Annotated in this window: 29 protein-coding genes; 10 read left to right on the top strand and 19 right to left on the bottom strand. The window is 43.4% G+C overall.

What is annotated here, in order from left to right; all coding sequences use genetic code 11:
- Positions 1–128 precede the first annotated feature (128 nt).
- Together BV455_RS14245 and BV455_RS14240 are read left to right on the top strand one after the other, a co-directional pair.
- Positions 129–485, top strand: coding sequence for a hypothetical protein (locus BV455_RS14245; RefSeq protein ID WP_017435085.1), 357 nt, complete (start codon positions 129–131; stop codon positions 483–485).
- Positions 482–949: an endolytic transglycosylase MltG gene (locus BV455_RS14240; RefSeq protein ID WP_174407464.1), complete on the top strand. Its 468-nt coding sequence runs from the start codon at positions 482–484 to the stop codon at positions 947–949. Before BV455_RS14245 ends, BV455_RS14240 begins: the two co-directional genes overlap by 4 nt.
- A 28-nt stretch (positions 950–977) precedes the next feature.
- On the opposite strand, the gene pstB is transcribed toward BV455_RS14240, so the two are convergent.
- The 4 genes from pstB to sodA all read right to left on the bottom strand — a co-directional run bounded on the left by pstB (position 978) and on the right by sodA (position 6,294).
- On the bottom strand, positions 978–1,793 hold the full coding sequence (gene pstB / locus BV455_RS14235; protein ID WP_017435083.1) for a phosphate ABC transporter ATP-binding protein PstB: 816 nt from the start codon (positions 1,791–1,793) through the stop codon (positions 978–980).
- A gap of 218 nt (positions 1,794–2,011) precedes the next feature.
- Positions 2,012–4,147, bottom strand: a complete 2,136-nt coding sequence (locus BV455_RS14230; protein WP_017435082.1) for a peptidoglycan D,D-transpeptidase FtsI family protein — start codon at positions 4,145–4,147, stop codon at positions 2,012–2,014.
- 94 nt (positions 4,148–4,241) lie between these two features.
- A complete protein-coding gene (locus BV455_RS14225; RefSeq protein ID WP_017435081.1) occupies positions 4,242–5,528 on the bottom strand; it encodes an MFS transporter in 1,287 nt (428 codons plus the stop codon).
- Positions 5,529–5,679: 151 nt separating this feature from the next.
- Positions 5,680–6,294 (bottom strand): superoxide dismutase SodA, encoded by a 615-nt coding sequence (sodA, locus tag BV455_RS14220; RefSeq protein ID WP_017435080.1) that lies wholly within the window; start codon positions 6,292–6,294, stop codon positions 5,680–5,682.
- A 233-nt stretch (positions 6,295–6,527) separates the two neighbouring features.
- Between sodA and BV455_RS14215 the strand changes: the two genes are divergently transcribed.
- Both BV455_RS14215 and BV455_RS14210 read left to right on the top strand, forming a co-directional pair.
- Positions 6,528–6,851 (top strand): hypothetical protein, encoded by a 324-nt coding sequence (locus BV455_RS14215; protein ID WP_061579656.1) that lies wholly within the window; start codon positions 6,528–6,530, stop codon positions 6,849–6,851.
- A gap of 106 nt (positions 6,852–6,957) precedes the next feature.
- On the top strand, positions 6,958–7,734 hold the full coding sequence (locus BV455_RS14210) for a DUF1189 domain-containing protein (RefSeq protein ID WP_017435078.1): 777 nt from the start codon (positions 6,958–6,960) through the stop codon (positions 7,732–7,734).
- 28 nt (positions 7,735–7,762) lie between these two features.
- Here BV455_RS14210 and pstA read toward each other — a convergent pair whose 3' ends face one another.
- Genes pstA through BV455_RS14195 form a run of 3 tightly spaced genes read right to left on the bottom strand, consistent with a single transcriptional unit; the run spans position 7,763 to position 10,532 of the window.
- Positions 7,763–8,683, bottom strand: a complete 921-nt coding sequence (gene pstA, locus BV455_RS14205; RefSeq protein ID WP_042406238.1) for a phosphate ABC transporter permease PstA — start codon at positions 8,681–8,683, stop codon at positions 7,763–7,765.
- 1 nt (position 8,684) lies between these two features.
- Positions 8,685–9,575 carry a phosphate ABC transporter permease subunit PstC gene (gene pstC / locus BV455_RS14200; protein ID WP_017435076.1) on the bottom strand — a complete coding sequence of 297 codons (891 nt, stop codon included), beginning with the start codon at positions 9,573–9,575 and terminating at the stop codon, positions 8,685–8,687.
- A 60-nt stretch (positions 9,576–9,635) separates the two neighbouring features.
- The gene (locus BV455_RS14195; RefSeq protein ID WP_017435075.1) at positions 9,636–10,532 is read right to left on the bottom strand and encodes a phosphate ABC transporter substrate-binding protein PstS family protein; all 897 of its coding nucleotides are present in this window, start codon (positions 10,530–10,532) and stop codon (positions 9,636–9,638) included.
- 176 nt (positions 10,533–10,708) lie between these two features.
- Here BV455_RS14195 and BV455_RS14190 point away from each other — a divergent pair, with 176 nt between their 5' ends.
- Both BV455_RS14190 and ispG read left to right on the top strand, forming a co-directional pair.
- On the top strand, positions 10,709–11,038 hold the full coding sequence (locus BV455_RS14190; RefSeq protein WP_017435074.1) for a LysM peptidoglycan-binding domain-containing protein: 330 nt from the start codon (positions 10,709–10,711) through the stop codon (positions 11,036–11,038).
- Between the two features lie 210 nt (positions 11,039–11,248).
- Complete coding sequence (gene ispG / locus BV455_RS14185) at positions 11,249–12,346, top strand: flavodoxin-dependent (E)-4-hydroxy-3-methylbut-2-enyl-diphosphate synthase (protein WP_017435073.1); 1,098 nt, start codon at positions 11,249–11,251, stop codon at positions 12,344–12,346.
- Positions 12,347–12,370: 24 nt separating this feature from the next.
- Here the strand turns inward: ispG and BV455_RS14180 are convergent, their stop codons facing one another.
- Positions 12,371–12,718: a hypothetical protein gene (locus BV455_RS14180; RefSeq protein ID WP_017435072.1), complete on the bottom strand. Its 348-nt coding sequence runs from the start codon at positions 12,716–12,718 to the stop codon at positions 12,371–12,373.
- 203 nt (positions 12,719–12,921) lie between these two features.
- Here BV455_RS14180 and BV455_RS14175 point away from each other — a divergent pair, with 203 nt between their 5' ends.
- Positions 12,922–13,488 carry a nucleotidase gene (locus tag BV455_RS14175; RefSeq protein ID WP_017435071.1) on the top strand — a complete coding sequence of 189 codons (567 nt, stop codon included), beginning with the start codon at positions 12,922–12,924 and terminating at the stop codon, positions 13,486–13,488.
- An 18-nt stretch (positions 13,489–13,506) separates the two neighbouring features.
- Here the strand turns inward: BV455_RS14175 and BV455_RS14170 are convergent, their stop codons facing one another.
- From BV455_RS14170 to BV455_RS14155, 4 genes are all read right to left on the bottom strand, one after another.
- Positions 13,507–13,932, bottom strand: coding sequence for a zinc uptake transcriptional repressor Zur (locus BV455_RS14170; protein ID WP_042406244.1), 426 nt, complete (start codon positions 13,930–13,932; stop codon positions 13,507–13,509).
- Between the two features lie 6 nt (positions 13,933–13,938).
- The gene (locus BV455_RS14165; RefSeq protein ID WP_017435069.1) at positions 13,939–14,772 is read right to left on the bottom strand and encodes a metal ABC transporter permease; all 834 of its coding nucleotides are present in this window, start codon (positions 14,770–14,772) and stop codon (positions 13,939–13,941) included.
- 15 nt (positions 14,773–14,787) lie between these two features.
- Complete coding sequence (locus BV455_RS14160; protein ID WP_061579655.1) at positions 14,788–15,546, bottom strand: metal ABC transporter ATP-binding protein; 759 nt, start codon at positions 15,544–15,546, stop codon at positions 14,788–14,790.
- 80 nt (positions 15,547–15,626) lie between these two features.
- Positions 15,627–15,803: a hypothetical protein gene (locus tag BV455_RS14155; RefSeq protein WP_155835547.1), complete on the bottom strand. Its 177-nt coding sequence runs from the start codon at positions 15,801–15,803 to the stop codon at positions 15,627–15,629.
- 52 nt (positions 15,804–15,855) lie between these two features.
- Between BV455_RS14155 and BV455_RS14150 the strand changes: the two genes are divergently transcribed.
- Entirely contained in the window at positions 15,856–16,116 is a 261-nt protein-coding gene (locus tag BV455_RS14150) for a DUF2624 domain-containing protein (protein WP_026078500.1), read from the top strand.
- Between the two features lie 21 nt (positions 16,117–16,137).
- On the opposite strand, the gene BV455_RS14145 is transcribed toward BV455_RS14150, so the two are convergent.
- The 3 genes from BV455_RS14145 to BV455_RS20975 all read right to left on the bottom strand — a co-directional run bounded on the left by BV455_RS14145 (position 16,138) and on the right by BV455_RS20975 (position 18,780).
- Positions 16,138–17,034: a deoxyribonuclease IV gene (locus BV455_RS14145; RefSeq protein WP_061579654.1), complete on the bottom strand. Its 897-nt coding sequence runs from the start codon at positions 17,032–17,034 to the stop codon at positions 16,138–16,140.
- Positions 17,035–17,060: 26 nt separating this feature from the next.
- A complete protein-coding gene (locus BV455_RS14140; protein WP_017435653.1) occupies positions 17,061–18,368 on the bottom strand; it encodes a DEAD/DEAH box helicase in 1,308 nt (435 codons plus the stop codon).
- Positions 18,369–18,558: 190 nt separating this feature from the next.
- Entirely contained in the window at positions 18,559–18,780 is a 222-nt protein-coding gene (locus BV455_RS20975; RefSeq protein WP_017435652.1) for a hypothetical protein, read from the bottom strand.
- On the opposite strand from BV455_RS20975, the gene BV455_RS14135 reads away from it, so the two are divergent.
- Both BV455_RS14135 and BV455_RS14130 read left to right on the top strand, forming a co-directional pair.
- Positions 18,707–19,090: a VrrA/YqfQ family protein gene (locus BV455_RS14135; RefSeq protein ID WP_223845373.1), complete on the top strand. Its 384-nt coding sequence runs from the start codon at positions 18,707–18,709 to the stop codon at positions 19,088–19,090. The two genes, BV455_RS20975 and BV455_RS14135, sit on opposite strands and share 74 nt — an antisense overlap.
- Before the next feature lie 90 nt (positions 19,091–19,180).
- Positions 19,181–20,137 carry a 4-hydroxy-3-methylbut-2-enyl diphosphate reductase gene (locus BV455_RS14130; protein ID WP_017435650.1) on the top strand — a complete coding sequence of 319 codons (957 nt, stop codon included), beginning with the start codon at positions 19,181–19,183 and terminating at the stop codon, positions 20,135–20,137.
- A gap of 41 nt (positions 20,138–20,178) precedes the next feature.
- On the opposite strand, the gene BV455_RS14125 is transcribed toward BV455_RS14130, so the two are convergent.
- The 4 genes from BV455_RS14125 to BV455_RS14110 all read right to left on the bottom strand — a co-directional run bounded on the left by BV455_RS14125 (position 20,179) and on the right by BV455_RS14110 (position 23,122).
- The gene (locus BV455_RS14125; RefSeq protein WP_061579653.1) at positions 20,179–21,300 is read right to left on the bottom strand and encodes a Nif3-like dinuclear metal center hexameric protein; all 1,122 of its coding nucleotides are present in this window, start codon (positions 21,298–21,300) and stop codon (positions 20,179–20,181) included.
- Complete coding sequence (locus BV455_RS14120) at positions 21,297–22,001, bottom strand: tRNA (adenine(22)-N(1))-methyltransferase (RefSeq protein ID WP_017435648.1); 705 nt, start codon at positions 21,999–22,001, stop codon at positions 21,297–21,299. The genes BV455_RS14125 and BV455_RS14120 overlap by 4 nt, the downstream gene beginning before the upstream one ends.
- An 82-nt stretch (positions 22,002–22,083) precedes the next feature.
- On the bottom strand, positions 22,084–22,446 hold the full coding sequence (gene cccA, locus BV455_RS14115) for a cytochrome c550 (RefSeq protein ID WP_061579652.1): 363 nt from the start codon (positions 22,444–22,446) through the stop codon (positions 22,084–22,086).
- 136 nt (positions 22,447–22,582) lie between these two features.
- A complete protein-coding gene (locus BV455_RS14110; RefSeq protein WP_042406262.1) occupies positions 22,583–23,122 on the bottom strand; it encodes a hypothetical protein in 540 nt (179 codons plus the stop codon).
- Positions 23,123–23,213 lie beyond the last annotated feature (91 nt).

Genomic DNA, 23,213 nt, shown 5'->3' with positions numbered 1-23,213 from the left:
AATCAGACCTTTCTATGATAGCATTTTTTTATGGCGATTTCCACATCTAAATTGCATCTTTTTCGCTTGATCAATGAAGTATTTCTTGAATAAACGAGCTATGGTATAGTGAAGTAGGGTGATAAATGATGATCGAATATGTGATGATCGCTTTGGCCGTCCTATCTATTTTTCTCTTTATTGTTTCTTTTTTTGGCAAAGATGAAATAAACCGTCTTGAAGAACAAATCGACCATCTCACCATTTCGCTGGCGCAGGAAACCTATCAAATCAAAAAACGGCTGCAAGTGTTGGAAGAAGAATTGCTTATTCCGCATGAGAATGGATCGAACGCCATGCCTATCCGCCATGATGGGCTGCTTTCTTCTTCCCAAAAGCGCGTGCTGTTTCTTTACAAACAAGGACTCTCTCATGAACAAATCGCCCGCGAAACCGCCCTTACAACGGAAGAAGTACGCATGATTTTAAGGGGATTGGCACGATGATGACGAAGCAAACGATACGCTCCATCGCTCTTGGAATGCTATTTGCTACTTCCGTCATTGGCGCTGCTTACTACATGGAATCCGACACGTTAACAACGACAAAACTTCATGAGTCACTGAAAAAAGAAGGGCTGATTGCGATAAGTGAATCAGAATATAAAAAGTTAAAAGAAGCAGCTAAACAGGATAGGACTCCTTCTGTTTCAAGCAATCCACCTTCATCCAAAACCGTATACGTTTACTTGCTTACGATTCAAAAAGGCGAAGCGCCAAACGACTTCGCGCAAAAATTAGAAGATGCCCATATTGTTCCCGATGCTGATGCATTTGTAACCTATTTAGAAACACATAGGCTAACCCGCGACGTTCGTGCCGGTACTTACAAGGTACATAGCGGTATGAGTTATGGAGAAATAGGCAATCTTATCACGAACAAATCCGATAAAAATGGGGTTATTCCCTAAAACAAGGGAATAACCCCATTTACGATGTTTATCCAAATCGTCCTGTAATATAATCTTCTGTTCGTTTATCTCTCGGATTGGAAAACAATTGACGCGTATCTCCAAATTCGATTACTTCTCCGTTTAGAAAAAATGCAGTTTTATCCGAAATACGTGCCGCTTGCTGCATATTATGAGTAACGATAATAATGCTATAGTGTTCCTTCAACTGTTGCATCAGTTCTTCAATTTTTGCTGTTGACACTGGGTCCAATGCAGAAGTAGGTTCATCCATCAAAATAACATCCGGTTCGACCGCCAAACAGCGGGCGATGCATAACCGTTGCTGCTGTCCCCCTGAAAGCATATGTGCATGCTCATGAAGGCGATCTTTTACTTCATCCCAAAGTGCTGCGGCACGTAAACTTTTCTCGACAATGTCGTCTAACGTACTTTTATTTCGTATCCCATGAATGCGTGGACCGTAAGCAACATTATCATAAATGGATTTAGGAAACGGGTTCGGTTTTTGGAAAACCATTCCCACATGCATCCGTAACTCTTCTACGTGGTAAGAAGGATCAAAAATATTACGGCCGCGATAAGTAACTTCGCCAGTAATGCGGACATTTGGCGATAATTCAATCATTCGGTTTAGCGTCTTAATATAAGTGGATTTTCCGCAGCCAGATGGGCCGATAATCGCTGTAATTTCTTTTTCATAAAAAGATAAGTGAATATTTTTTAAAGCATGATGCTCTCCGTACCATACATTTAGTTGGTTTGTATGATATACCGTCTCCTTTTTCGCGGTTTCTCTTAATATATTCATATGAGTTCGTTCCATTGCTACCGTTGCACCCATAAATGTCTCCCCTTTTATTTTTCTATAAAAAGGTAAAACCCACCTTTGATTCGCTATCGCTTTCACAAAAAACGTTTCTATCACTTGCTTAATAAACCTTCTAAACTTAGGATAAATCGAAACTATTAACGATGTTTTAATTAAATGTTAAGCTTTTGTTAAAATAAATTAAAAAAAGAAGGCACCGTACGGAAAGTGCCTTCTTTTCCCGATATTTATTAGTTGTTATTCATTTCTTCCGTGTTTGTCTCTGTGTTTCCGCTTGTTGTATTGTTTGCAATATTTCCTTTTGCTCTCTCGGCTTTCAGCTTAAAATACGCATCTAAAATTCGTCTGCCGATTCTATCGTTAATGCCGTCGCTCTCTCCTTGCGTCGCCCAAGGAACGACAACAGCAAACGCCACTTCCGGATTATTATACGGAGCATATCCAACTAATGTCAAATTATATGTTGGATCATTTCGTCTGCTTTGGATCGGTCCGTCATAAAATGCTTCCGCTGTTCCCGTTTTGCCAGCCGGCTTATATGGCGCATTGGCGAAATACGCATACGCTGTTCCTTTCGGCATCTGCATCACCCGGCGGAATCCTTCCTGCACCCGTTTAATATACTCTGTCTTCATATCGATCCGATTCAATACAACCGGTTCAAATCGCTGGACAATCGGCCCCAATTCCTTTGCATTATCCGTCGCCTTGCGAATCTCTTTGACAATTTGCGGCTTCATCCGATAGCCGCCGTTGGCAATAGTTGATACATATTGCGCCATTTGCATCGGGGTGTACATATCGTATTGGCCTATGGCAAGGTCTAGCAATAGCCCGGCTCCCGTTGCTTTTCCTTGAAAGCCGCTGAGCTCGTTTGGCAAATCAATTCCCGTCTTTACTCCCAGCCCGAATTGGCTAAAATACTTGCGAATGGTCGTGAACGCTTCCGGATTAACGCTTAATGACCGATGTGGGCGATACTTCCCGCCGCCGATGGCGATCGCCGTTTTAAACATATACACGTTCGAGGAACGCTGCAGCGCGGTCAACTCATTGATAGTCCCCATCGTCTGCCATGACTTTTTAGGGGGCGTGCCTTTAATATATAATGGTTCGTCAACGATGTAAGTATTCGGATGCAATACTCCTGTTTGAAAGCCCGTCAGCACCATCGCTCCCTTGACTGCTGATCCCATGGCATAAGCTGAGGTGATGTTGCCAATAGCATAATCAACAAATTGTGTTTTTCCATGTTCATCCTTTGTGAGCAGTTTTCCAGCCATGGTTAAAACTTCTCCCGTTTTCGGGTTCATCATCACCACAAACGCCCGATCAAGCAACGGGGATCGTCCCTTCCGCTTTGTTGCCATGATTTCTTCTTCGATGATTTTTTCCACCTGCTTCTGAAGTTCGATGTCGATCGTCAGTACAAGATCCTTCCCGCGCTCTCCATTATATATTTGCTCTATCGAAGTCACATTGCCGGACTTGTCCACGACATTTTTGATTTTTGCCTTTTTGCCATGCAAGACATCCTCGAATTGCGCTTCAAGGTAGCTTTTCCCAACCCGGTCATTGCGGCTGTAGTCACGTGCCAGAAAATAGTCGATCCGTTCGCGCGGAATTCCTTCACCATCTTTCGTCACATTGCCGAGTACAGAACGAAACGTATTTCCATATACATAGTGACGGTCCCAGTCGACGGTCGTATTTACTCCTGGCAATTCCTCTAAATGCTCACTCACCACTGCATATTCTTTATCTGTTACATGATCATTTTTCACCGTCTGCGGCGTTAGTGCATAGCCGCTGTCCATTTCATGTTTGATAGCAATGATTTCCAATTCTTTTTTTGTAATTTCAGCTAAATCAGCTGGCGTAATGCGTTTTAATGTCAGCTCATACACTTTTTTATCGATTTCCTTCTGCGACAATCCTTGTTGTTCGAGCTTTTTCCGCTCTGCTTTACTTACTTTTTTTTCCGCTTTCTCTTTTCGCGTCAAAATCCAATAGTCTTTCATGTCGCGTTCCGTTACTTTATCAACCGGTTTGTCGATATATTGCGCCAGCTTGCGCGCCGCTTTCAGTGTATCTTCCGGTGTCGTTGTCTTCGAACGCGTATAGGTGATCGCTTTTCTCGGGATATTATCTACGATCACCTGATGATAGCGATCGTAAATTTTTCCACGCGGCACCGGCGTGCTGACAATTTCATCTTCCGTGCGCTCGGCCTCCTTCCGGTAGTCTTCTCCATAAACAATCTGTACGACACCGAGCCGTAAAATAAGCGCCGAAAACAGCAAAAACACAACAAAAAAAAGAATATTTAACCGAAACGGCACTTGCGCCCGTTTTTTCTTTTTCAACCCGCTTCCTCCTTTTCCTCGCCCATTTTCTTCTTATATTGTAAAAGAAACAGGCCAACTTTTCTAGAAAAAAAAACATGGCACAGGGGGCTGCCTATGCCGGGGAGCCCCCTTCTTCATTAGTGAACTTTGGCTGCAGAAACGACCGCCTTGCTTCCTCTGTTTCATGGTCATCAAAATGAATGCGGCGGATAAAAAAGTAAATAATGAAATGCCCCGCTCCAAGTATTAACATTAAAATCGGAATTCCCGTTTTTTCCTCAAAAAAGGTGATCGTCGCCAAAAACGACAGAATGGATACAATCCGGCCGCCGTTTAAAAACAATTCACGGACGACGATATACTCAATCCGCATTTCCGCCGATTTCCAGCTTCTCCCTATTACATCAAACGTTAACGAAGAATACGGAACAAGCAACAACGGATAAGCAATGGCGATCGTGACCGCATACAAAATCAAGCGCGGATAAGAGACGTGAAAAACGATTAGAAAAATGGCGCCATATAGCAATAAACCGCCGCATAAAATCGCTTTTTTCCGATATTTCCGTTTCATCAGCCGGGAAACAACGTAATAAGCAATGAATGAGGTTAGCGAGTTCACAAAGCCAAATTTCCCCAATGCCAACTCGCTTTTCGAAGTAATATACACCAATACGGAAATGACAAAGACAAATGTTCCTTCACGCAACCCTTGAAAAAAATGAGCGTTCGTAATTAATCTCCAATTTTGATTATAATTCCGCTCTTTTAAAATGCGAAGAAACAAATAGTTTCCATCTGCCGGTCGCCGATGTAGAAAAAAGCTTAAAATGACGGCAATGATAAACAGGATGAGGGAAATGGAAAAGATCAGCGTATATCCCCGCGTATTGGCTAAAGAAGAAATAATATAGCCGGCAGCGATTGGTCCAATCATTCCGGCCATCGAAGTAAGAATGCCGAAAAACCCGTTAAAAAAATCACGAGTTTCCGGTTCGGTAATTTCAAATGTTAATACGTTAAAGGCAAGCCAGTAAAATCCATACCCGATCCCTAAAAGGGCGCCTAGCAAAATCAAGTAATAATGAGCACGACTGCCGACAAGCAAAACAGTAATAAAAAAAACCGCCAAAAACGATACACCTAACCGCAATACAATAATGCGGTCTACTTTTTTTGCCAATTTTCCAGCGAAAATAAACGTTATCGGCTGTAACGTAACAACTGATAAATTGTATAGAGCCAAATCACGAAACTCTCCAGACTGTTTCCATAAATACACATTGACGAACGTATTGGAAAGAGAAACACTCAATGCATAAAATCCGCCGATGCATAGCAGCAACACTAAATCCCGCGTAATTTGTTCTTGACCAGTAATTTTTTTGATGATTGCCATGGTAAACTCCCCTTTTCGTCTAAAGGGTAGTGTTGCAATTTTTCGCTGTTCTATGCATCGGGGATGGAAAAAGGAAAAAATCACTATCCTTTGCAAAAAAGATTGGGCTAAAAGTTTCCTTTTAGCCCAATCTCTGTATTGCATCAGTTCATTATTTCGCTTTTGCTTCGCTGTAGCGTTTTGCTACTTCGTCCCAGTTGACAATGTTCCAGAATGCGGCAATGTATTCCGGACGGCGGTTTTGATATTTCAAGTAGTAGGCATGTTCCCAAACGTCCAGGCCAAGAATTGGAGTTTTCCCTTCCATTAATGGAGAATCTTGGTTTGGCGTGCTTGTTACTTCAAGTTCGCCATTGTTCACTACAAGCCAAGCCCAACCAGAACCGAAGCGAGTCGCAGCTGCTTTTGTAAATTCTTCTTTAAATGCAGCAAAACTGCCAAATTTTTTATTAATAGCCTCTGCTAGTTCGCCTGTTGGCTCACCGCCGCCGTTTGGTGAAAGAATGGTCCAGAATAAAGAGTGGTTAGCATGCCCGCCGCCATTATTGCGAACCGCTGTGCGGATGCTTTCTGGAAGTGCTTCCAAATTGCTGAGCAATTCTTCAAGCGATTTGTTTTGTAAATCCGGATGGCCTTCTAAAGCGGCATTTAAGTTTGTTACATAAGTGTTATGGTGTTTTGTGTGGTGAATGTTCATGGTTTCTTTGTCAATGTGCGGCTCTAACGCATCATAAGCATAAGGTAATTGCGGTAATTCAAAAGCCATACTAACTCCTCCTTTTTTGTTTTTATGTACCCGAACGCAAAATAGTATAACCATTATGCCCATTATGCGTTCGTTTAAAATTAGCTTACCAAAATTGCCACAATGTTTCAATTTATTTGCTTATAGCTCCCATTGCTTAACATACTTTACACATTCTCTTAACAAAATATTAAAAATAATTCGTTACATTGGGGGATGACCAGATTTCATACGGATAAAGGAGCGAATAAAGAATGAAACGACATAAACAGACCTGGCCGAAGTTTTTCTCACTTCCATCTACGATAAATAATGTGCGTTTCACACCGTTTTCCTTGATCAGCAGCCGGAACCTACAGACCATTTTAGTATTCGTCATTGTTTTTATCACGTGCATCTCCTCCTCGATGATCGCTTATATCGGTTATGAAAAAAACAAACAAGTCGTCATCCGCTCCATCGAACAACAAATGCAGCTGTCCACTGAAGTAATGATTGAAAAAATTTCAATGTTAAAGTCTTCAACTACCAATATGGATTGCTGCAAACGTTTAAAATATGACCCATGTTTGTCCTAGGAACCAAAACATTCCTAGGAGATTTTTTTATTACCTGCGTCTTTAGTTGAATTATCAACGCGCACAATATACAATGAACATGGAGAACAGGAAGGGTGTGTCAAGGATGAATATGTTTGTGCAGCTATGGAAAAGTTTATACTCGCCGAAAGATATCGCACGTTTTCGCTTTCAAGGAATCGGAAAAACGATTGGATATGTATTTTTGTTAACCTTTCTTTCCATCTTGCCGATGTTCTATTACTTAACTACTTCTTTTGTGGAAGGAATTCGCAATACAAGCGCTCTTTTACAAAATGACCTTCCTTCGTTTACGATTGAAAACGGTCAATTGCATTCTTCTGCAAAAAAGCCCATTCATATTGATCAGCACGGCTTTACCATCATTTTTGACAGCACCGGCCAAGTCACAAAAGAAGACGTAGAGAGTTTTAGCAACGCCATCGGGCTTTTAAAACATGAAGCTGTATTAGTTGCTAATCATCAAGTGCAATATTATAGCTATTCAACGTTTCCAGATATGAAAATAACAGATGAAGATGTCCATTCCTTTATCGAAACCATGCAGTCACTGTTGCCTGTTTTCATCCCACTGTCGTTGCTCATTATTTATTTATTCGCAAGCGCAAGTAAATTTATCGGCATCTGTATCCTTGCCTTCTTCGGATTAATTTTGTGCAGCACTCTTGATAAAAAACTGCAATACCGCCATACTTGGATTATGTCGGCATATGCCGTCACTTTATCAACGGTGTTTTTCACCGTTATGGAGGCGTTGCAAACGGTTGTGCCATATGCCCCATTTATTCATTGGTTCGTCTCGATTGTCGTGCTGTTGTTGGCGATCAAAGAAGTTCCTTCAGCAAAACCGCAAAACGAATAAGCCACTATCGCTTCCGATAGTGGCTTTTTTATGCAACATTGCTCATTTTCTTTTTGGTTGTTCTTCGGCGATTCCCTGTAAAATAGCGCTGCAATGCAGCGGACGCAAAACGAGCGGTAATATTAAACAAAAGAACCATTATCACTAATATCGCTGCGGATTTCGCTGCAATGATTTTGGCATCTGGAACAATTCCCTCTGAATTTAATTTCCAAATGTGTACGGTTAACGTTTCTGCTGGTCGAAAAACATTCAATGGGTGTGCTTTGCTTGATAAATCGGCAGCAAAGTTTAATAACGGCGTCGTCAATCCTGCTGTATAAATTAACGCAGCTGCCTCGCCAAAAATTCGTCCCGCCGCTAAAATAACCCCTGTCATTATTTGCGGGAGAGCGGACGGAAGAATTACTTTCACTAACGTCTGCCACCGCGTCGCTCCTAACGCAAGACTGCCTTCTTTTATGCTCGAAGGCACATCTAAAATCGCGTTCTCACATATACGCGTCAATCCAGGCAAATTTAATATCGTAATCGCCAACGCGCCGCCAATTAACGTGTAGCCCCATCCTGTTAGCGTCACAAACGCCAATAATCCAAACAATCCAACGACAATCGATGGGAGAGACGCCATCGTTTCGATGCACAGCCGAATAAAGTTAAGCATTCTTCCTTGTTTGGCGTATTCCGCTAAATAAATTCCTGCCCCTAATCCCAACGGAACAGAAATCAATAACGTAATGACAAGCATATAAAGCGAGTTAATAAGTTGCGGGCCAACTCCTCCCCCTGCTTGCGTGTTGCTCGGTTTTCCAAACAGAAAATCTGGCTGCCAAAATCCCCAGCCTTTCGACAAAACCGTCACAAAAAAGAAGATAAGCAAACTAATGACGAATGCAGCAATGACATAGAATATACTTGTCCAAACTTTATCAACCACTCTCGATGTCATCTTATCGTTCCCCTCTTTGCCCGATCATTCGTATAAGCACAATAAAGAAAAAGGAAATAAACAACAAAATCATCGCCAATGTCCACAATGCATTGTTCCAAGCAGTACCGTTTATCGTATTCGACATATCCATCGTTAAAATTCCTGTTAGTGTCGCTGTCGGACTATATAATCCTGAAGGGAGTTTCACCGTGTTTCCGATTACCATTTGCACCGCCAATGCTTCGCCAAACGCTCTCGCCAATCCAAGGACGATACCTGTTAAAATTCCTGTTCGTGCTGCTGGAACGATCACCCGGCTGATCGCCTGCCATCTCGTTGACCCAAGTCCGTATGACGCTTCTAAGTAAGAAAACGGAACGCCACTAAGCGCATCTGACGCGATGCTTGTTATAGTCGGTAAAATCATAATGCTTAATACGATAATTCCAGCTAACAAACTAAATCCTACACCGCCGAACCATTCACGAAGAAGCGGAATAAGAAGAGTAACACCTAACCATCCGTAAACGACGGACGGAATGCCGACAAGCAGCTCTAAAACAGGTTTTAGTACGGCTGAACCGAATTTTGGAGAAATAAAATTCATAAAAATAGCAAGGGCGATCGCAATCGGTGTGCTTAACAACACCGCTCCAATGGATACGAGCATTGACCCGACGATAAAAATAACGGCGCCATATTTTGGATGCGAATCACTCGGCTTCCATTCTGTTGAAAACAGCATTTCCTTTAGAGAAATTCCGTTTTCTGTAAATGACTGGATTCCTTTTCCGCAAATAAACGCAATGATCGAAAGAGTAGTAATAACGATCAATAGGCCGCAAAAAGTGACTAGGATCCTTCCGATATATTCGTTTTTCCAATAATTCAGCCTTCTTTTCTCTTTCATCCTTCCATCACCTCATGAAGAATAAGACTGGCCAAACGATGTAGCCAGCCTTTAATGGAATTACTCTAATTCGGACATAGGAATGTAACCCATTTCTTTTACTTTCGAAGCAAATTCTTCGCTTTTCACGTAATCGATAAATCCACGCACGGCATCTTTCGGCTCGCCTTTGGTAATCATGTATTCATAAGACCAGAAAGGATACTTTTCCGTTTTAATATTTTCGATCGTCGGTTCTACTCCATCGATTTTTAGCGTTTTTAAATCTTTATTTTCGCCGATTAAGTACGACATCGCAACATAACTAATCGATCCTGGCGTCGAGTTAATCGCTTGTTCGACAGCGCCATTGGAATCTTGAACAGTTCCAATCGCTTCGTTTATTTTTACGTCTTTCATCACCGTTTTTTCAAAAGTAGCACGTGTTCCAGAGGAAGCAGGACGATTAATGACGTTAATTTTTTCGTCTTTTCCGCCAACATCTTTCCAGTTTGTAATTTTTCCAGAGAAAATATCTTGAATTTGTTTTACTGTTAAAGAATCGACATTGACATCTTTATTCACTACAAGCGCAAAAGCAATTCCTGCTACTTTATGATCAATGAGCTCTCCTGCTTTCGATTTATCTTCTAATTTTTCTGCAGATGGAACATCTGAGTTTCCGATTTGTACAGCACCAGCGGCAACTTGGTTAACGCCTGTTCCGCTTCCTCCTCCTTGTACAGTAATCGAAACATCAGGGTATTTTTCCATAAATTGATTTGCAGCCTCCTCTGCAAGCGGTTGAAGAGCAGTGGATCCAGCTAGCGTAATCGTTCCAGAATACGATTCTTCTTGCTTCGTGTCTGTATTTCCAGCATTTTCTTCTGTTGTGTTATTCGCTTTTCCACACCCCGCAAGCATCCCCGTTATTAACAATGCCGCAATTCCAAATTTCATGGATTTTTTCCACATCATCGATTGACCCTCCTATTAGTTTCTGTTGCCCTGTACAAGTTCATTGTAAAGGAGGAGTTTTATGCCTTTATTAAGCAAATGTTAAGTTTCCGTAAAACGGGCCACCATATTTTACATATTTTTTTTGGGACAAGCATACATAGTTACTAACAACGCGTTCATTGGAGGAATCATGCGTGAAAAAAGCAATCATTGCCTTCGTCCTGTGTCTTTCCATCTATATCATTTATCATGATGTAACAACTGGAACATTGATCACCTCCACGGGAGCAACAGCAGCGCCTGAATATGCGGCATCCGGAAAAACAAACGTCCATATCCCGTATCAAACGGTGACCGTCAAACCTGGAGATACACTATTGTCCATTATGGAAAGGCAGCAAAACGGACCGCTCCCTGTTCCCATTGACAAGGCGATCACCGATTTTGAAACGTTGAATCCAGGTGAAAAAGCACAAGCATTACGAATTGGGAAAAAATATAAAATACCGGTATATAAACGATGAACCTTTCCCACCTTCATTCCATGAAGAGGCGGGAGTTTCTTACTACCCCATCGAAGAAGCTTCTGCATAGAAAAAGGCGGTCTCCTTCTAATCAATGCCTGCATTGGAAGTTTTCCTGATGAATAGCGAATTTCTTGTCAAGTGACGATAAACATTGTTACAATAATTCAGAAAGCGACATGAACTTGTTTCTTAAAGGAGCGAATTTACGTGGGTGAAATTATTCATCGTTCAAAAACTCGTCCTGTTCGCGTTGGCAATTTAACGATTGGCGGCAACAACGAAGTTATCATCCAAAGCATGACGACGACGAAAACGCACGACGTCGAAGCGACCGTCGCCCAAATCAAGCGGCTGGAGGAAGCGGGCTGCCAAATCGTCCGCGTCGCCTGCCCGGATGAGCGTGCGGCCAACGCTATTCCGGAAATTAAAAAGCGCATTAACATTCCGCTGGTGGCGGATATTCATTTTGACTATAAACTAGCCCTGAAAGCGATTGAAGGCGGAGTCGATAAAATCCGAATCAATCCCGGCAATATTGGGCGCCGTGAAAAAGTGGAAGCCGTTGTCAAAGCAGCAAAAGAGCGCGGCATACCGATCCGCATCGGCGTCAATGCCGGTTCATTGGAAAAACGAATTTTGGAAAAATACGGCTATCCTACGGCAGACGGCATGGTCGAAAGCGCGCTATACCATATCCGCATCTTAGAAGAGCTCGATTTCCACGATATTATCGTATCGCTAAAAGCGTCGGATGTGCGGCTGGCGATCGAGGCATATGAAAAAGCGGCGCGCACGTTTGATTATCCGCTCCATATCGGCATTACCGAATCCGGTACGCTATTTGCCGGAACGATCAAAAGCGCCGTCGGGCTCGGCGCAATTTTAAGCAAAGGAATCGGCAATACGATCCGCGTCTCGCTTAGCGCGGATCCGGTTGAAGAAGTAAAGGTGGCAAGGGAAATATTAAAAGCGTTCGGTTTGGCATCGAATGCAGCGACGCTGATTTCCTGCCCGACATGCGGACGCATTGAGATCGACTTGATCAGCATTGCTAACGAGATTGAAGAATATATTTCGAAAATAAAAGCGCCGATTAAAGTAGCAGTGCTGGGCTGTGCCGTCAATGGACCAGGGGAAGCCCGCGAAGCAGATATTGGCATCGCTGGAGCGCGCGGCGAAGGTTTATTATTCCGCCATGGCAAAATTGTTCGCAAAGTTCCAGAAGAAAAAATGGTCGAGGAGCTGAAAAAAGAAGTGGACAAATTGGCGGAAGAATACTTTGCCAAACAACAGCAAAAAGCTTGACGCTTAAAGCGCCAAGCTTTTTTGTTAACTATAAAACGGCATGATGAACAGGCGGACGATAATCGCTACAATTCCAATCCCGATGGCCCATGCACCCAGCGTCTCAGCACCGCGCCGGCGTGCAATAAAGCCGACAATAATGCCTGCTGCTCCTAATAAGACAGGCCAAATAAACAAGGAAATAATGGAAAGGGCGAGCGCTAGCCAGCCTAACCCTGCTCCATCGGCTTCTTCTTCGCCACGTTCATCATTGCGCCGAACTGGCTCGGCTATTTCTGCCGCCGTTTCTTCCATAAAGTCGCGTTCTGGTTCGTCTTTTCCAATCGATTGCACGTAGCTTTCGTTATACGTGCGTTCGCGGTCATCCACCATGTGCTTCCCTCGCTTTCCTAAAGTAAGGAGCATTTATTAGTATGAAAAGTTTATGCAAAATTATAGATGTGAATATTTTCTATAGATGTTAAAATGATTGAGGCTATCGGCGGCAAACCTTTGCTTTGCTTCGGCAAATAAGCTCTTTTGCTGATTTTATCCACATTCCTACGGTTTTATTTCTAGGGGAGGCAGAAACGAACATGAAAAAACGGCTTGGAATTGATATCGATGGAACCGTTACTTGTCCGAGCACATTTATTCCATATTTAAACAAGTCTTTTCAAAAAAATTTAACGCTAAAAGATATCACCCAATATAATTTAGCTCCTCTGTACGATACAACGGAAGAGGAAATGGACCGCTGGATGGAGAAATATGAAGCCATGATTTACGAACGCGCCCCGTTGGCCGAGCATGCGCTGGAAGTGATCAACAGCTGGAAAAACAAATATGAGCTGTTTTATATCAGCGCGCGCGGCAGACATTTATATGACTTAACGGAGCAATGGTTTCAAAAAAACGGCGTCCATTATCATCATATCGAATTGATCGGCTCTCACGACAAAATTGAAGCAGTGAAAACATATCGCATTTCCGCCTTTTTTGAAGACAAATACGATAACGCCTGCGATATCGCCGAGGCATGTCAAATCCCCGTTATTTTATTCGATACGCCATATAACCAAGGCCCGCTTCCAAAGCAAGTCATTCGCGTCAAAGACTGGTTGGAAGCAAAACAGCATGTAGAACGGCTTTTATCAACATAAAGAAAAGGGATATCTCTTTTATGTAGAGATATCCCTTTGACATTCCGGGCATTTTCCATATATTTCAAATTTATGATCGGATATTTGATAACCTGGCAGCTGCTCAGCCAGCTCATCCATCGGGCAGGAGGAAATTTCCTTTGTTTTGCCGCATTGCACACAAATAAAATGATGATGGTGATGATGGGTATCACACGCGAAACGAAAATGTTTCTCCCCTGACAACTCCGTCATTTCCAAAATACCAAGTTCTACAAACAGTGATAAATTGCGATAAATCGTATCAAAACTTAATCCCGGATAATCATCGCGCAGCGCCTCCAGCACATCTTTGGCCGTTAGATATTTATCCGTGTTTGCAAATAGCTGCAGCATATCTTTCCGCTTGTCTGTATGTTTAAATCCTTTTTCCTTTATCAAGCGAATGGCTTGTGCGACATTCATCCTTTCTTATCCCCTTTTCCACTTGTTCCACATTAGTGTGGCAAGCAAAATGAACACAGCAAGCATCACAATCGTGCCGCCAGGAGCCAAATCGAGCTGATAGGAAAGCAACAGGCCAACAACGACCGATATTTCTCCAAATAAAACAGAGTAAACGATCGCCTGCTTAAAGCCTTTGGCAATGCGAATGCTCGCCGCCACCGGAAGCGTCATCAACGAAGAAATAAGCAAAACGCCGACAATCCGCATCGATGCAGCGATCACCAGCGCCACCAATACGATAAATATAAAATGAATCAGCTTGGCGCGAATCCCGGAAATGACCGCATATTCTTCATCAAATGAAAGAAGAAACAATTCTTTATACAACAATAAAATCATGGCAGTTACGAGGCAAGCGATGGCAAATATTGTCCATGCGTCCTGGCGGCTAACAGCACTAACACTGCCGAACAAATACGAAAACAAATCCGTATTAAAGCCGTCTGCCAGCGAAATAAAAATGACGCTAAGGCCAATGCCTCCCGAAAGAATGATCGGAATTGCCAGCTCCTGATAATGTTTATAGACGGCCCGCAATTTTTCAATAAAAAGCGAACCAAGGACAGAAAATCCCATTCCGATATAGAGCGGATTCCAGTTTGTAAAGTAAGGAAAATTTTTGCCGAGCAGTAAACTAGCAGCAATACCGGCAAGCGTCACATGGCTGAGCGCATCGGCAATAAGCGACAGACGCCGCACTACAATAAACACGCCAAGAAGCGGAGCAGCAAATCCAATTAATAATCCCGCAATAAATGCGTTGCGTAAAAATTCATATTGCCATATCGCTTCAAACATCGTGTCATTCCTCCATCAGTGCTGATGAGAAAGCACATGAAGCGAATGCCCGTAAAATTTCGATAATGCGTCTTCCCCGAGCTTTTCAAATTCTTCTGCTTTCCCATGGAAATATAAATGCTTATTCAAACAAGCAACGTGCGTTACTTTTTCGGTAATCGTTCCAATATCGTGTGTGACAAGAATAAGGGTAATGCCAAGATGCTCATTCAACTCTTCAAGCATGTTGTAAAAACTTTGCACGTGGTGAACATCGACACCAACCGTCGGTTCATCTAAAATAAGCAGTTCCGGTTTGCTGACAATCGCCCGGGCAATAAAGACACGCTGCTGCTGGCCGCCGGATAATTCGCCAATATTCCGTTTGGCAAACGCGCTCATGCCAACTGCTTCAATCGCTTCCGACACCGCTTGTTTATCATTTTTCGTAAAAAAACGAAACATTCCTCGCTTCGCGGTCAACCCGCTCGCCACCACTTCATAAACAGTGGCAGGAAATCCACTGTTAAAACTGTTGGCCTTTTGCGAGACAAAGCCGATCCGATGCCACTCTTTAAACGATTCAATCGGCGTTCCAAATAAAGAAATATAGCCCTGCTGCGGCTTTAACAAGCCTAATACGCATTTTAATAACGTCGATTTTCCTGAACCGTTTGGACCGACTAGCCCTAAAAATGCACCTTTTGGCACGGCTAAATTAATATCTTCTAATACATTTTCTTTTTCATAACGAAACGATACATGTTCCATTTTCAGGACATATTCTATTTTCATCGCGTTCTCCCCTGCTAATTCATAATAATTACGATTTAGCTACGAACGTAGTATAGCCGATGGAACGCCGTTTGTAAACATTAATGAACGAGCGATTTAAACCGCGCTTCTCTTACTTTATGTTTATTGACGATGGATGCGAAAGCGCCAACAAAAATAAAACTGAGACGATAAATAACATAGCTAAACGGTCCTTTTTTATGCTGTTTCTGTGCCAAAATACCACGGTTTCTTTTTTCTTTTAGTATACCATACACTTTCCGTCTCTTCATTTCATATGATGCATAGCAAAAGAGGAGGCGTTAAAAAATGAACTTTTATCAGCAGCTCGTTCAACAAAAGCTCAAAACGATTACTCCGGAAGAATTGGTGTCATATAGCCATGACTACAACATCCCGCTCACGGTCGAACAGGCAAAAAAAATTCTCCATATCGCCCGAACGAATAAAATCAATGTGTTTGACCCGCAGGAAAGAAAAAAATGGGTAAAAGAGCTGGCGAAAATTACATCGCCGCAAGTGGCGAAAAAAGCAAATGAATTATTTTTAAAATTCGTCAATAAAAAATAAAAGGGCTCTATTTTTGCCCTTTTACTTTTCTTCTATAATTTTGCTTAACATGTCTTCATCAAATGCTTGCGCGCGCAGCATGGCAATTTCGTGTTTGTACGGCGGCTTTTTACGATTTTTGTCCTCGCCGACATACGGTGTCTCCAAAATTTTTGGAATATCGTCAAGCTGCGGGTGGTGAACGATATAATTTAACGCAGCAAAGCCGATATGTCCAAAGCCGATGTTTTCATGACGGTCCTTCCGGCTTCCGCGCGGATTTTTGCTGTCATTAATATGCAGCACTTTGAGCCGCTCAAGTCCAATAATGCGATCAAATTCCTCTAATACGCCGTCAAAATCCTCGACAATGTCATAGCCGGCATCATGCGTATGGCATGTATCAAAGCAGACAGACAATTTTTCGTTATGTGTAACGCCATCGATAATTTGCGCAAGCTCTTCAAAGCTGCGGCCGCATTCCGAACCTTTTCCCGCCATCGTTTCTAGCGCGATTTGCACCGTTTGCCCGCGCGTCAATACTTCGTTTAATCCTTCAATAATTTTACGGATACCGGCTTCCGGCCCCGCTCCGACATGCGCTCCCGGATGCAGAACGATTTGTTTGGCGCCAATCGCTTCTGTCCGTTCAATTTCTGAGCGCAAAAATTCTACGCCAAGTCGAAACGTATCCGGATTTTTCGCATTGCCAATATTAATGATATACGGAGCATGAACGACAATTTCTTCAATGCCATGCGCTTTCATATGAGCACGGCCTGCTTCAATGTTGAGCTCTTCAATTTTTTTGCGTTTTGTATTTTGCGGCGCCCCGGTATAAATCATAAACGTATTTGCTCCGTATGAAACAGCTTCTTCACTTGCCGCAAGCAGCATTTTTTTCCCGCTCATCGATACGTGTGAACCGATTTTTAACATTCCCCTTCTCCCTTTCCGTTACATCATTACCGTTTCTTTAAGCGGCGCAACCGCTTTTTTTGTTTTTCTATTTCAGCAAGCAATTTTTTCTTATATCCCGGTTTCACTTGCTTCGGCTTTTTCATCTGCGCCAAAAGCGGTGCAATCTCGCCATCTTGCTTAGCCCGCTTGCTCCGCCGGTTCCAAGGCGGCAAATCGACCCATTCGCCGCGCACAAGATCGCGGTGTTGAAACTCAATCCCCATTTTTTCTAATTTGGTAATCGCATCTTGATCGGACGGCTCATAAATGGTTGCCGCAATGCCGGTGTAGCCGGCGCGTGCCGTGCGTCCGACACGGTGAATATAAAACTGCAAATCACGCGGCAGCTCATAGTTGATGACGTGGCTCACTCCCTCAATATCAATGCCGCGCGCCGCTAAGTCAGTCGCGACAATATATTGAAATTCTAAATCGCGAATTTGTTTCATCATTTTTTTCCGCTCACGCGGCGACAGATCGCCATGTAAAACCCCGATCTTTAATCCCTTTTCCACCAAGCTGTCCGCCAATTCGTCAGCCATTTTTTTCGTATTTGTAAACACGATTGCTAAGTACGGGTTATAGGCAACGAGCATATCGTACAGCAGCTTCACTTTGTCACGGCTGCGAAGCGGCACAAGAACATGTTCAATCTTTTCTGCTGTCACCTGTTTTGGCGCAACATGAACATATTTCGGGTTTTCCATATATTTTTTCAAAAACGGCTTTAATTTTTCCGGAATCGTCGCCGAAAAAACAAGCATTTGCAATTCTTTCGGCATGCGCGCCGCAATTTGGTCCACATCGACGATAAACCCCATATCAAGCATTAAATCGGCCTCATCGACAACCAGCATCGTCGCCGTGTGCACATTTAAGGCTTGCTCGCGAATAAGATCATTAATTCTTCCCGGCGTTCCGACAACAATATGCGGCTGTATTTTTAGTTTTTCCAGCGCTTTTTGCTTATCGGTTCCGCCAATAAAACAACGCGCCGTAATTGGCCGGTCGCTTGGACAAAATTTTGTGATTTTTAACACTTCATGATAAATTTGCGTCGCCAGCTCGCGCGTCGGCGCCGTAATCACCGCCTGCACCGCCTCGCGCTCCGGATCAATCTTTTCGATAATAGGCAATAAATAAGCATGGGTTTTCCCTGTCCCCGTCTGCGACTGGCCGATGACGCTTTCCCCGCGAAGAATGCTTGGAATAATGCGTTCTTGAATTTCCGTCGGTTTATAAAAACGAAGCTCTTTAATGGCTTCCATAATAAACGGCTGAAAGGCAAAACGTTCAAATTGCGTTTCCTTCATTCACCATTACTCCCTTCTGCTCCGACTTTGCCGAAAGCCGAATAACTCGATTTATCATTATATCTAATTTTTGCGCGGTACCGCAACTTAAGACGATCAGAAGAAGAAAAAACATTTCCCGTTTTTCCGCATACTTTATGAAAGAGAATACTCTCTTATTTTAGCCTAGAAAGGAGGAAAATGAGATGATCTACAACCGGCCACCGATATTTCCTTCTTCCCCGATGCCACGCTCTTTTTTAAGGATGCCGCCTTCTTCCTTTCCTGCCATGAGAACACCCGCTCCCCGTCCCGGATTTGGCGGCTTCCTATCGCGCTTATTTTCAAGAGGGCAGCCGATCGCTCCTTCATCCCCGTGGATATCGCCAATGATGCAGAACGCCGTCGCTAGCACTGGCGCCGGCGCAAACACAGGCGGAGGATTTCTCGGAATGTTGACGAATGTGCAAAAAATGCTTGGCATTGCACAAAACGTCATGCCAATGGTGCAGCAATACGGCCCGCTAATTAAAAATCTTCCTGCGATGATCCGCATATGGAAAGAATTAAAACCGGCGGATGAAGAAGAAAGTATGGAAGAGAGCAAAACGGAAAAAAACAAGAAAAAAACAGCGCCCTCAACCAAAAAACGGACCGTGCCAAAAGCAGAGAAAACAAATGAAAACAAGGGGGCAGAATCGGGAAAAACGCCAAAACCATCCACCCCGAAGCTATATATCTGAAACGTAGTTATTCTTTGTATTCCCCCTTTTTCTCCGATATAATGTAAAGGAAAGCAATTGTTTTATATGCCGAATTTAGGAGGAAACAAAATGGAAGTGATCAAAATTACCCCGCGCGGCTACTGCTACGGGGTTGTCGATGCGATGGTCATCGCAAGAAATGCCGCCTTAGATCCAACGCTGCCAAGACCGATTTATATTTTGGGAATGATCGTTCACAATAAACATGTTACTGATGCATTTGCCGAGGAAGGAATTATTACGCTAGACGGAGAAAACCGGCTAGAGATTCTAGAAAAAATCGACAAAGGGACCGTCATCTTTACCGCACACGGCGTATCGCCTGAAGTGAAAAGACGTGCGCGCGAAAAAGGGCTGGTTACGATTGATGCGACCTGCCCAGACGTCACCAAAACGCATCATTTGATCCAAAAAAAGCTAGCGGACGGCTACGAAATTATTTACATCGGCAAAAAAGGACATCCCGAACCAGAAGGAGCGGTGGGGATTGACCCGACTCGCATTCATCTTGTTGAAACGATCGAAGATGTAGAGCGTCTGGCGATCAAAAGCGACCGCATCATGGTGACAAACCAAACGACGATGAGCCAATGGGATGTTGCCGATATTATGGAAAAAGTAAAAGAAAAATACCCGCATGTCGAAATGCATAAAGAAATTTGCCTCGCCACCCAGCTCCGTCAAGAAGCGGTGGCAGAGCAAGCGAAAGAAGCCGATGTCACAATTGTTGTCGGCGATCCGCGCAGCAATAACTCCAACCGCCTCGCCCAAGTATCGGAGGAAATTGCCGGTACAAAAGCATATCGCGTTGCTGATGTAACGGAAATTGATATTAACTGGATTAAAGATGCGAAAAAAGTCGCTGTTACCGCTGGTGCTTCCACCCCTACCCCGATTACAAAGGAAGTCATCGACTTTTTAGAGCAATTTGATCCAAACGATCCGACGACATGGAAACGGGAACGAAACGTACCGTTGCAAAAAATTTTGCCGAAAGTAAAAGCAAAAAAAGAAACGAAGCAATGAAAACAAGGCTGGCCCAAGCAACGCGGGGCCAGCCCTTTGTTTTACACAAAGGTAAACGGATCGGTATGCACTTTGGAGATATAAACATCCGCTGCAAACTGCCGTTTGGCAAACTCTGCTTCTAAAAAGCGGGCGACGCCTTGTTTCATCACTTTCTCGACATTATGGCCTGGATCTACAATATTTAACCCCAGCATCATCGCATCATGCGCAACATGGTAATATACGTCTCCGGTGACGTACACGTCCGCGCCAGCCGACTTAGCCTGCGAAATATACTTGTTTCCGTCCCCGCCAACGACTGCCACTTTTTGTATTGTATCTTGCAGGTTGCCGACAACGCGGACAGCTGAAACGTCCAACGTTTTTTTCACATGCTCGGCAAACTCGGCAAGCGTCATTGCCGATGGCAAACGGCCAATTCTTCCTAATCCGAACGTTTTTCCTTTGTTTTCAAGCGGATAGATGTCGTATGCCACTTCTTCATACGGATGAGCCTGCAGCATCGCTGATATAACTTTATGTTGCAACGAGGCTGGAACAATTGTCTCGATACGCACCTCTTCTACTTTTTCCAGCTCTCCTGCCTTTCCGATAAACGGATTGGCTCCTTCTAAAGGCAAAAACGTGCCGATGCCGTGGCCATTAAACGTACAATGGCTGTAGTTGCCGATATGGCCCGCCCCCGCGTTGCCGATCGCCTCCCGAACAAGATCGGCATGCGTCTTTGGAACATAAACAACCAATTTTTTCAGCGATTCTTCATATGTTGGAACGAGCACCTCTACTTGCTCCAATCCTAGCGCTTCCGCTAGCCAGTCATTGACTCCTCCGTTGGCAATATCTAAATTCGTATGGGCAGCATAAATAGCAATATTATGTTTTAGGCATTTTTCTATCATGCGACCTTGCGCCTGATCGGTAACGAGCTGCTTTAATGGCCGGTAAAGCGGAGGATGGTGGGCGATGATGAAATCGACTCCTTCGGTGATCGCTTCATCGATGACTTCCTCCAACACGTCTAAAGCGACCATCACTTTTTTCACCGGTTTATTTAACGTTCCGATTTGCAGACCGATTCTGTCGCCTTCCATTGCCAGATGTTTCGGAGCGAGCCGTTCCAACAGTCCGATGATTTCATAACCGTATGGAAGTTTGTTCACTGTAATGCCTCCTCTACAAGCTTGATTTTTTCTTCCAGCTCCCTTTTTTTGGCCAGCGCAGACTCCGTTTCTCCCTTTTCAGCCAGTTGACGGACGATCCGCTTCCATTGTTCCAATTCATGACGCCACTTTTCTAAAAACACATCATTTTTTTCCTTCAGCAAAAACGGACCTAATAATAGTTCTGCCTTCATATCGACATATGGCTTTTTTCCATCGCCTTTTTCAGCCACGAGCACTTCATAAATTCTCCCATCTTCTTTTAAGATTCGTTCGGCAATCAGCTCCCAGTCGTTACTCATCATCCATTTGCGCACGATATCGGCCCCGACATTCGGCTGCAAAATAAGCCTTTTTACACCGGAAAGCTTATTTTTTCCGGCTTCCAAAATATTCGCAATCAACGTGCCGCCCATTCCGGCAATCGTAATGCAATCGACTTCGCCAGGAGCGATCACCGCTAAGCCATCACCTTTCCGTACGGAAATGACATGCGAAAGCCCCGCTTTTTCCACTTGCTGTTTCGCTGAACGGAGCGGGCCATCCGCTACTTCTCCTGCTACTGCCTTTATAATATATCCATGCAAATAGGCATAGCACGGCAAGTAGGCGTGATCGGAGCCGATATCAGCAAGCGTCGCCCCTTTTGGAATGAAAGAAGCGACAGTTTCAAGGCGTTTCGACAGACGAAATTCATTCATCGTTGCTTTTCACATCCCTTTTCTTCTGTGTATTGTACCACAAACAAAAAATCCCTTCACCTAAGGCAAAGGGATTTTTTGTTTATTTCAGCTTAGAAAGCCATTTTGCCATTTCATCCGCTTTATCCGCCGGAACAAGGCCTGCAGGCATATTGCCGCGACCATGCTGAATGACGTCTTTAATTTGGTCAAGCGAAAGCCGTTGACCTACTCCTTTTAATGACGGACCAACCCCGCCTTCATAATTTTGCCCATGACAGCTGCTGCAAGTTTGTTGATAAAATTTCTCTGGAGTGAACTCTGCGGTTTGTTCGGTTTTCTCGCCGCCTTTTTTCTCTTTTGCGAGCTCTTTCGCATCACCGAGCCCTTTAAATGAAAGGCCAAGAGTAAGTGCGATCCCGAACGCCATAATGATAAAAAACGGGATTAACGGGTTTCGATTCATCTCTTTTTACCTCCCTTATGTATGACCATTGTTCGAAAAATAGAACCGCTACAAACAATTTTATTTTACTGTAAATTATCGCGGAGGAAAAGCCCTAATCTGATTATCCATGGCAAAATCGCCGCATTGGAAAAGGCTAAAACAAAAGAAAAGCAATTAAAATGCTCATCCCAATTATACCCGATAGAAGAAAATAAAGTAGGCGAAATCGTTTTCCCATCCATATCCACCATAAACAATTTATGAAAATGGTTAATGCTGTAACCGCTTTTTGTTTCGGAAAATAATATTCACCGATTTTTATGGATGCAATAAGGAAAATAAACGCGCCGCTGATGAGCGGAATATGAAGAATATTCCCTTTTCCCTTCCACAGCCGTATAGCGACAAGGCATAGAAAGAAAAAAAGGGCGTAAAGGAGCATTTGCAAAACGAATGACAATTCAGTAAAATAAATGACAAGAGTACTTGCTGGCAACAATAGACAAATCATTCCCGCAAGAAGAAAGGTGAACACCGTTCGTCGTCGGTCTGAACCCCGACCATGCGGACGTTTTTTATCATCACCTTCCGTATATAATGCCAGCAAGTAATTGCAATATTGCTCTGGAAGGAGGCGAGAGCGCTTCCAATATTCAATTTCCCGCACAATAATTTCACGTCTTCGTTCGTCCATGCACATCCGCCTTTCGAAAAGAAAAAGAAAAAAGAAAAAAGAAAAAATAGTTTACTTCTCAAGGGATATGAAGAAGTAAACTATTGTAGAA

This window comes from Parageobacillus caldoxylosilyticus, assembly GCF_019272935.1.
Taxonomy (GTDB): Bacteria; Bacillota; Bacilli; order Bacillales; family Anoxybacillaceae; genus Saccharococcus; species Saccharococcus caldoxylosilyticus.
The sequence above is the reverse complement of the archived record's forward strand: the minus strand, read 5'-3'. Positions and strand labels throughout refer to the sequence as shown.

What these genes read in the sequence shown, in the direction of transcription:
- pstB (WP_017435083.1), bottom strand. Translation starts at nt 1,793, where the DNA reads ATGGGTGCAACGGTAGCAATGGAACGAACTCATATGAATATATTAAGA.
- BV455_RS14160 (WP_061579655.1), bottom strand. Translation starts at nt 15,546, where the DNA reads ATGAAAATAGAATATGTCCTGAAAATGGAACATGTATCGTTTCGTTAT.
- BV455_RS14195 (WP_017435075.1), bottom strand. Translation starts at nt 10,532, where the DNA reads ATGATGTGGAAAAAATCCATGAAATTTGGAATTGCGGCATTGTTAATA.
- BV455_RS14225 (WP_017435081.1), bottom strand. Translation starts at nt 5,528, where the DNA reads ATGGCAATCATCAAAAAAATTACTGGTCAAGAACAAATTACGCGGGAT.
- BV455_RS14165 (WP_017435069.1), bottom strand. Translation starts at nt 14,772, where the DNA reads ATGTTTGAAGCGATATGGCAATATGAATTTTTACGCAACGCATTTATT.
- BV455_RS14170 (WP_042406244.1), bottom strand. Translation starts at nt 13,932, where the DNA reads ATGAATGTCGCACAAGCCATTCGCTTGATAAAGGAAAAAGGATTTAAA.
- BV455_RS14145 (WP_061579654.1), bottom strand. Translation starts at nt 17,034, where the DNA reads ATGTTAAAAATCGGTTCACACGTATCGATGAGCGGGAAAAAAATGCTG.
- BV455_RS14245 (WP_017435085.1), top strand. Translation starts at nt 129, where the DNA reads ATGATCGAATATGTGATGATCGCTTTGGCCGTCCTATCTATTTTTCTC.
- sodA (WP_017435080.1), bottom strand. Translation starts at nt 6,294, where the DNA reads ATGGCTTTTGAATTACCGCAATTACCTTATGCTTATGATGCGTTAGAG.
- BV455_RS14180 (WP_017435072.1), bottom strand. Translation starts at nt 12,718, where the DNA reads ATGGTGGATGACCGCGAACGCACGTATAACGAAAGCTACGTGCAATCG.
- BV455_RS14210 (WP_017435078.1), top strand. Translation starts at nt 6,958, where the DNA reads ATGAATATGTTTGTGCAGCTATGGAAAAGTTTATACTCGCCGAAAGAT.
- BV455_RS14150 (WP_026078500.1), top strand. Translation starts at nt 15,856, where the DNA reads ATGAACTTTTATCAGCAGCTCGTTCAACAAAAGCTCAAAACGATTACT.
- BV455_RS14110 (WP_042406262.1), bottom strand. Translation starts at nt 23,122, where the DNA reads ATGGACGAACGAAGACGTGAAATTATTGTGCGGGAAATTGAATATTGG.
- pstA (WP_042406238.1), bottom strand. Translation starts at nt 8,683, where the DNA reads ATGACATCGAGAGTGGTTGATAAAGTTTGGACAAGTATATTCTATGTC.
- BV455_RS14240 (WP_174407464.1), top strand. Translation starts at nt 482, where the DNA reads ATGATGACGAAGCAAACGATACGCTCCATCGCTCTTGGAATGCTATTT.
- cccA (WP_061579652.1), bottom strand. Translation starts at nt 22,446, where the DNA reads ATGAATCGAAACCCGTTAATCCCGTTTTTTATCATTATGGCGTTCGGG.
- BV455_RS14140 (WP_017435653.1), bottom strand. Translation starts at nt 18,368, where the DNA reads ATGAAGGAAACGCAATTTGAACGTTTTGCCTTTCAGCCGTTTATTATG.
- BV455_RS14175 (WP_017435071.1), top strand. Translation starts at nt 12,922, where the DNA reads ATGAAAAAACGGCTTGGAATTGATATCGATGGAACCGTTACTTGTCCG.
- BV455_RS14215 (WP_061579656.1), top strand. Translation starts at nt 6,528, where the DNA reads ATGAAACGACATAAACAGACCTGGCCGAAGTTTTTCTCACTTCCATCT.
- pstC (WP_017435076.1), bottom strand. Translation starts at nt 9,575, where the DNA reads ATGAAAGAGAAAAGAAGGCTGAATTATTGGAAAAACGAATATATCGGA.
- BV455_RS14130 (WP_017435650.1), top strand. Translation starts at nt 19,181, where the DNA reads ATGGAAGTGATCAAAATTACCCCGCGCGGCTACTGCTACGGGGTTGTC.
- BV455_RS14120 (WP_017435648.1), bottom strand. Translation starts at nt 22,001, where the DNA reads ATGAATGAATTTCGTCTGTCGAAACGCCTTGAAACTGTCGCTTCTTTC.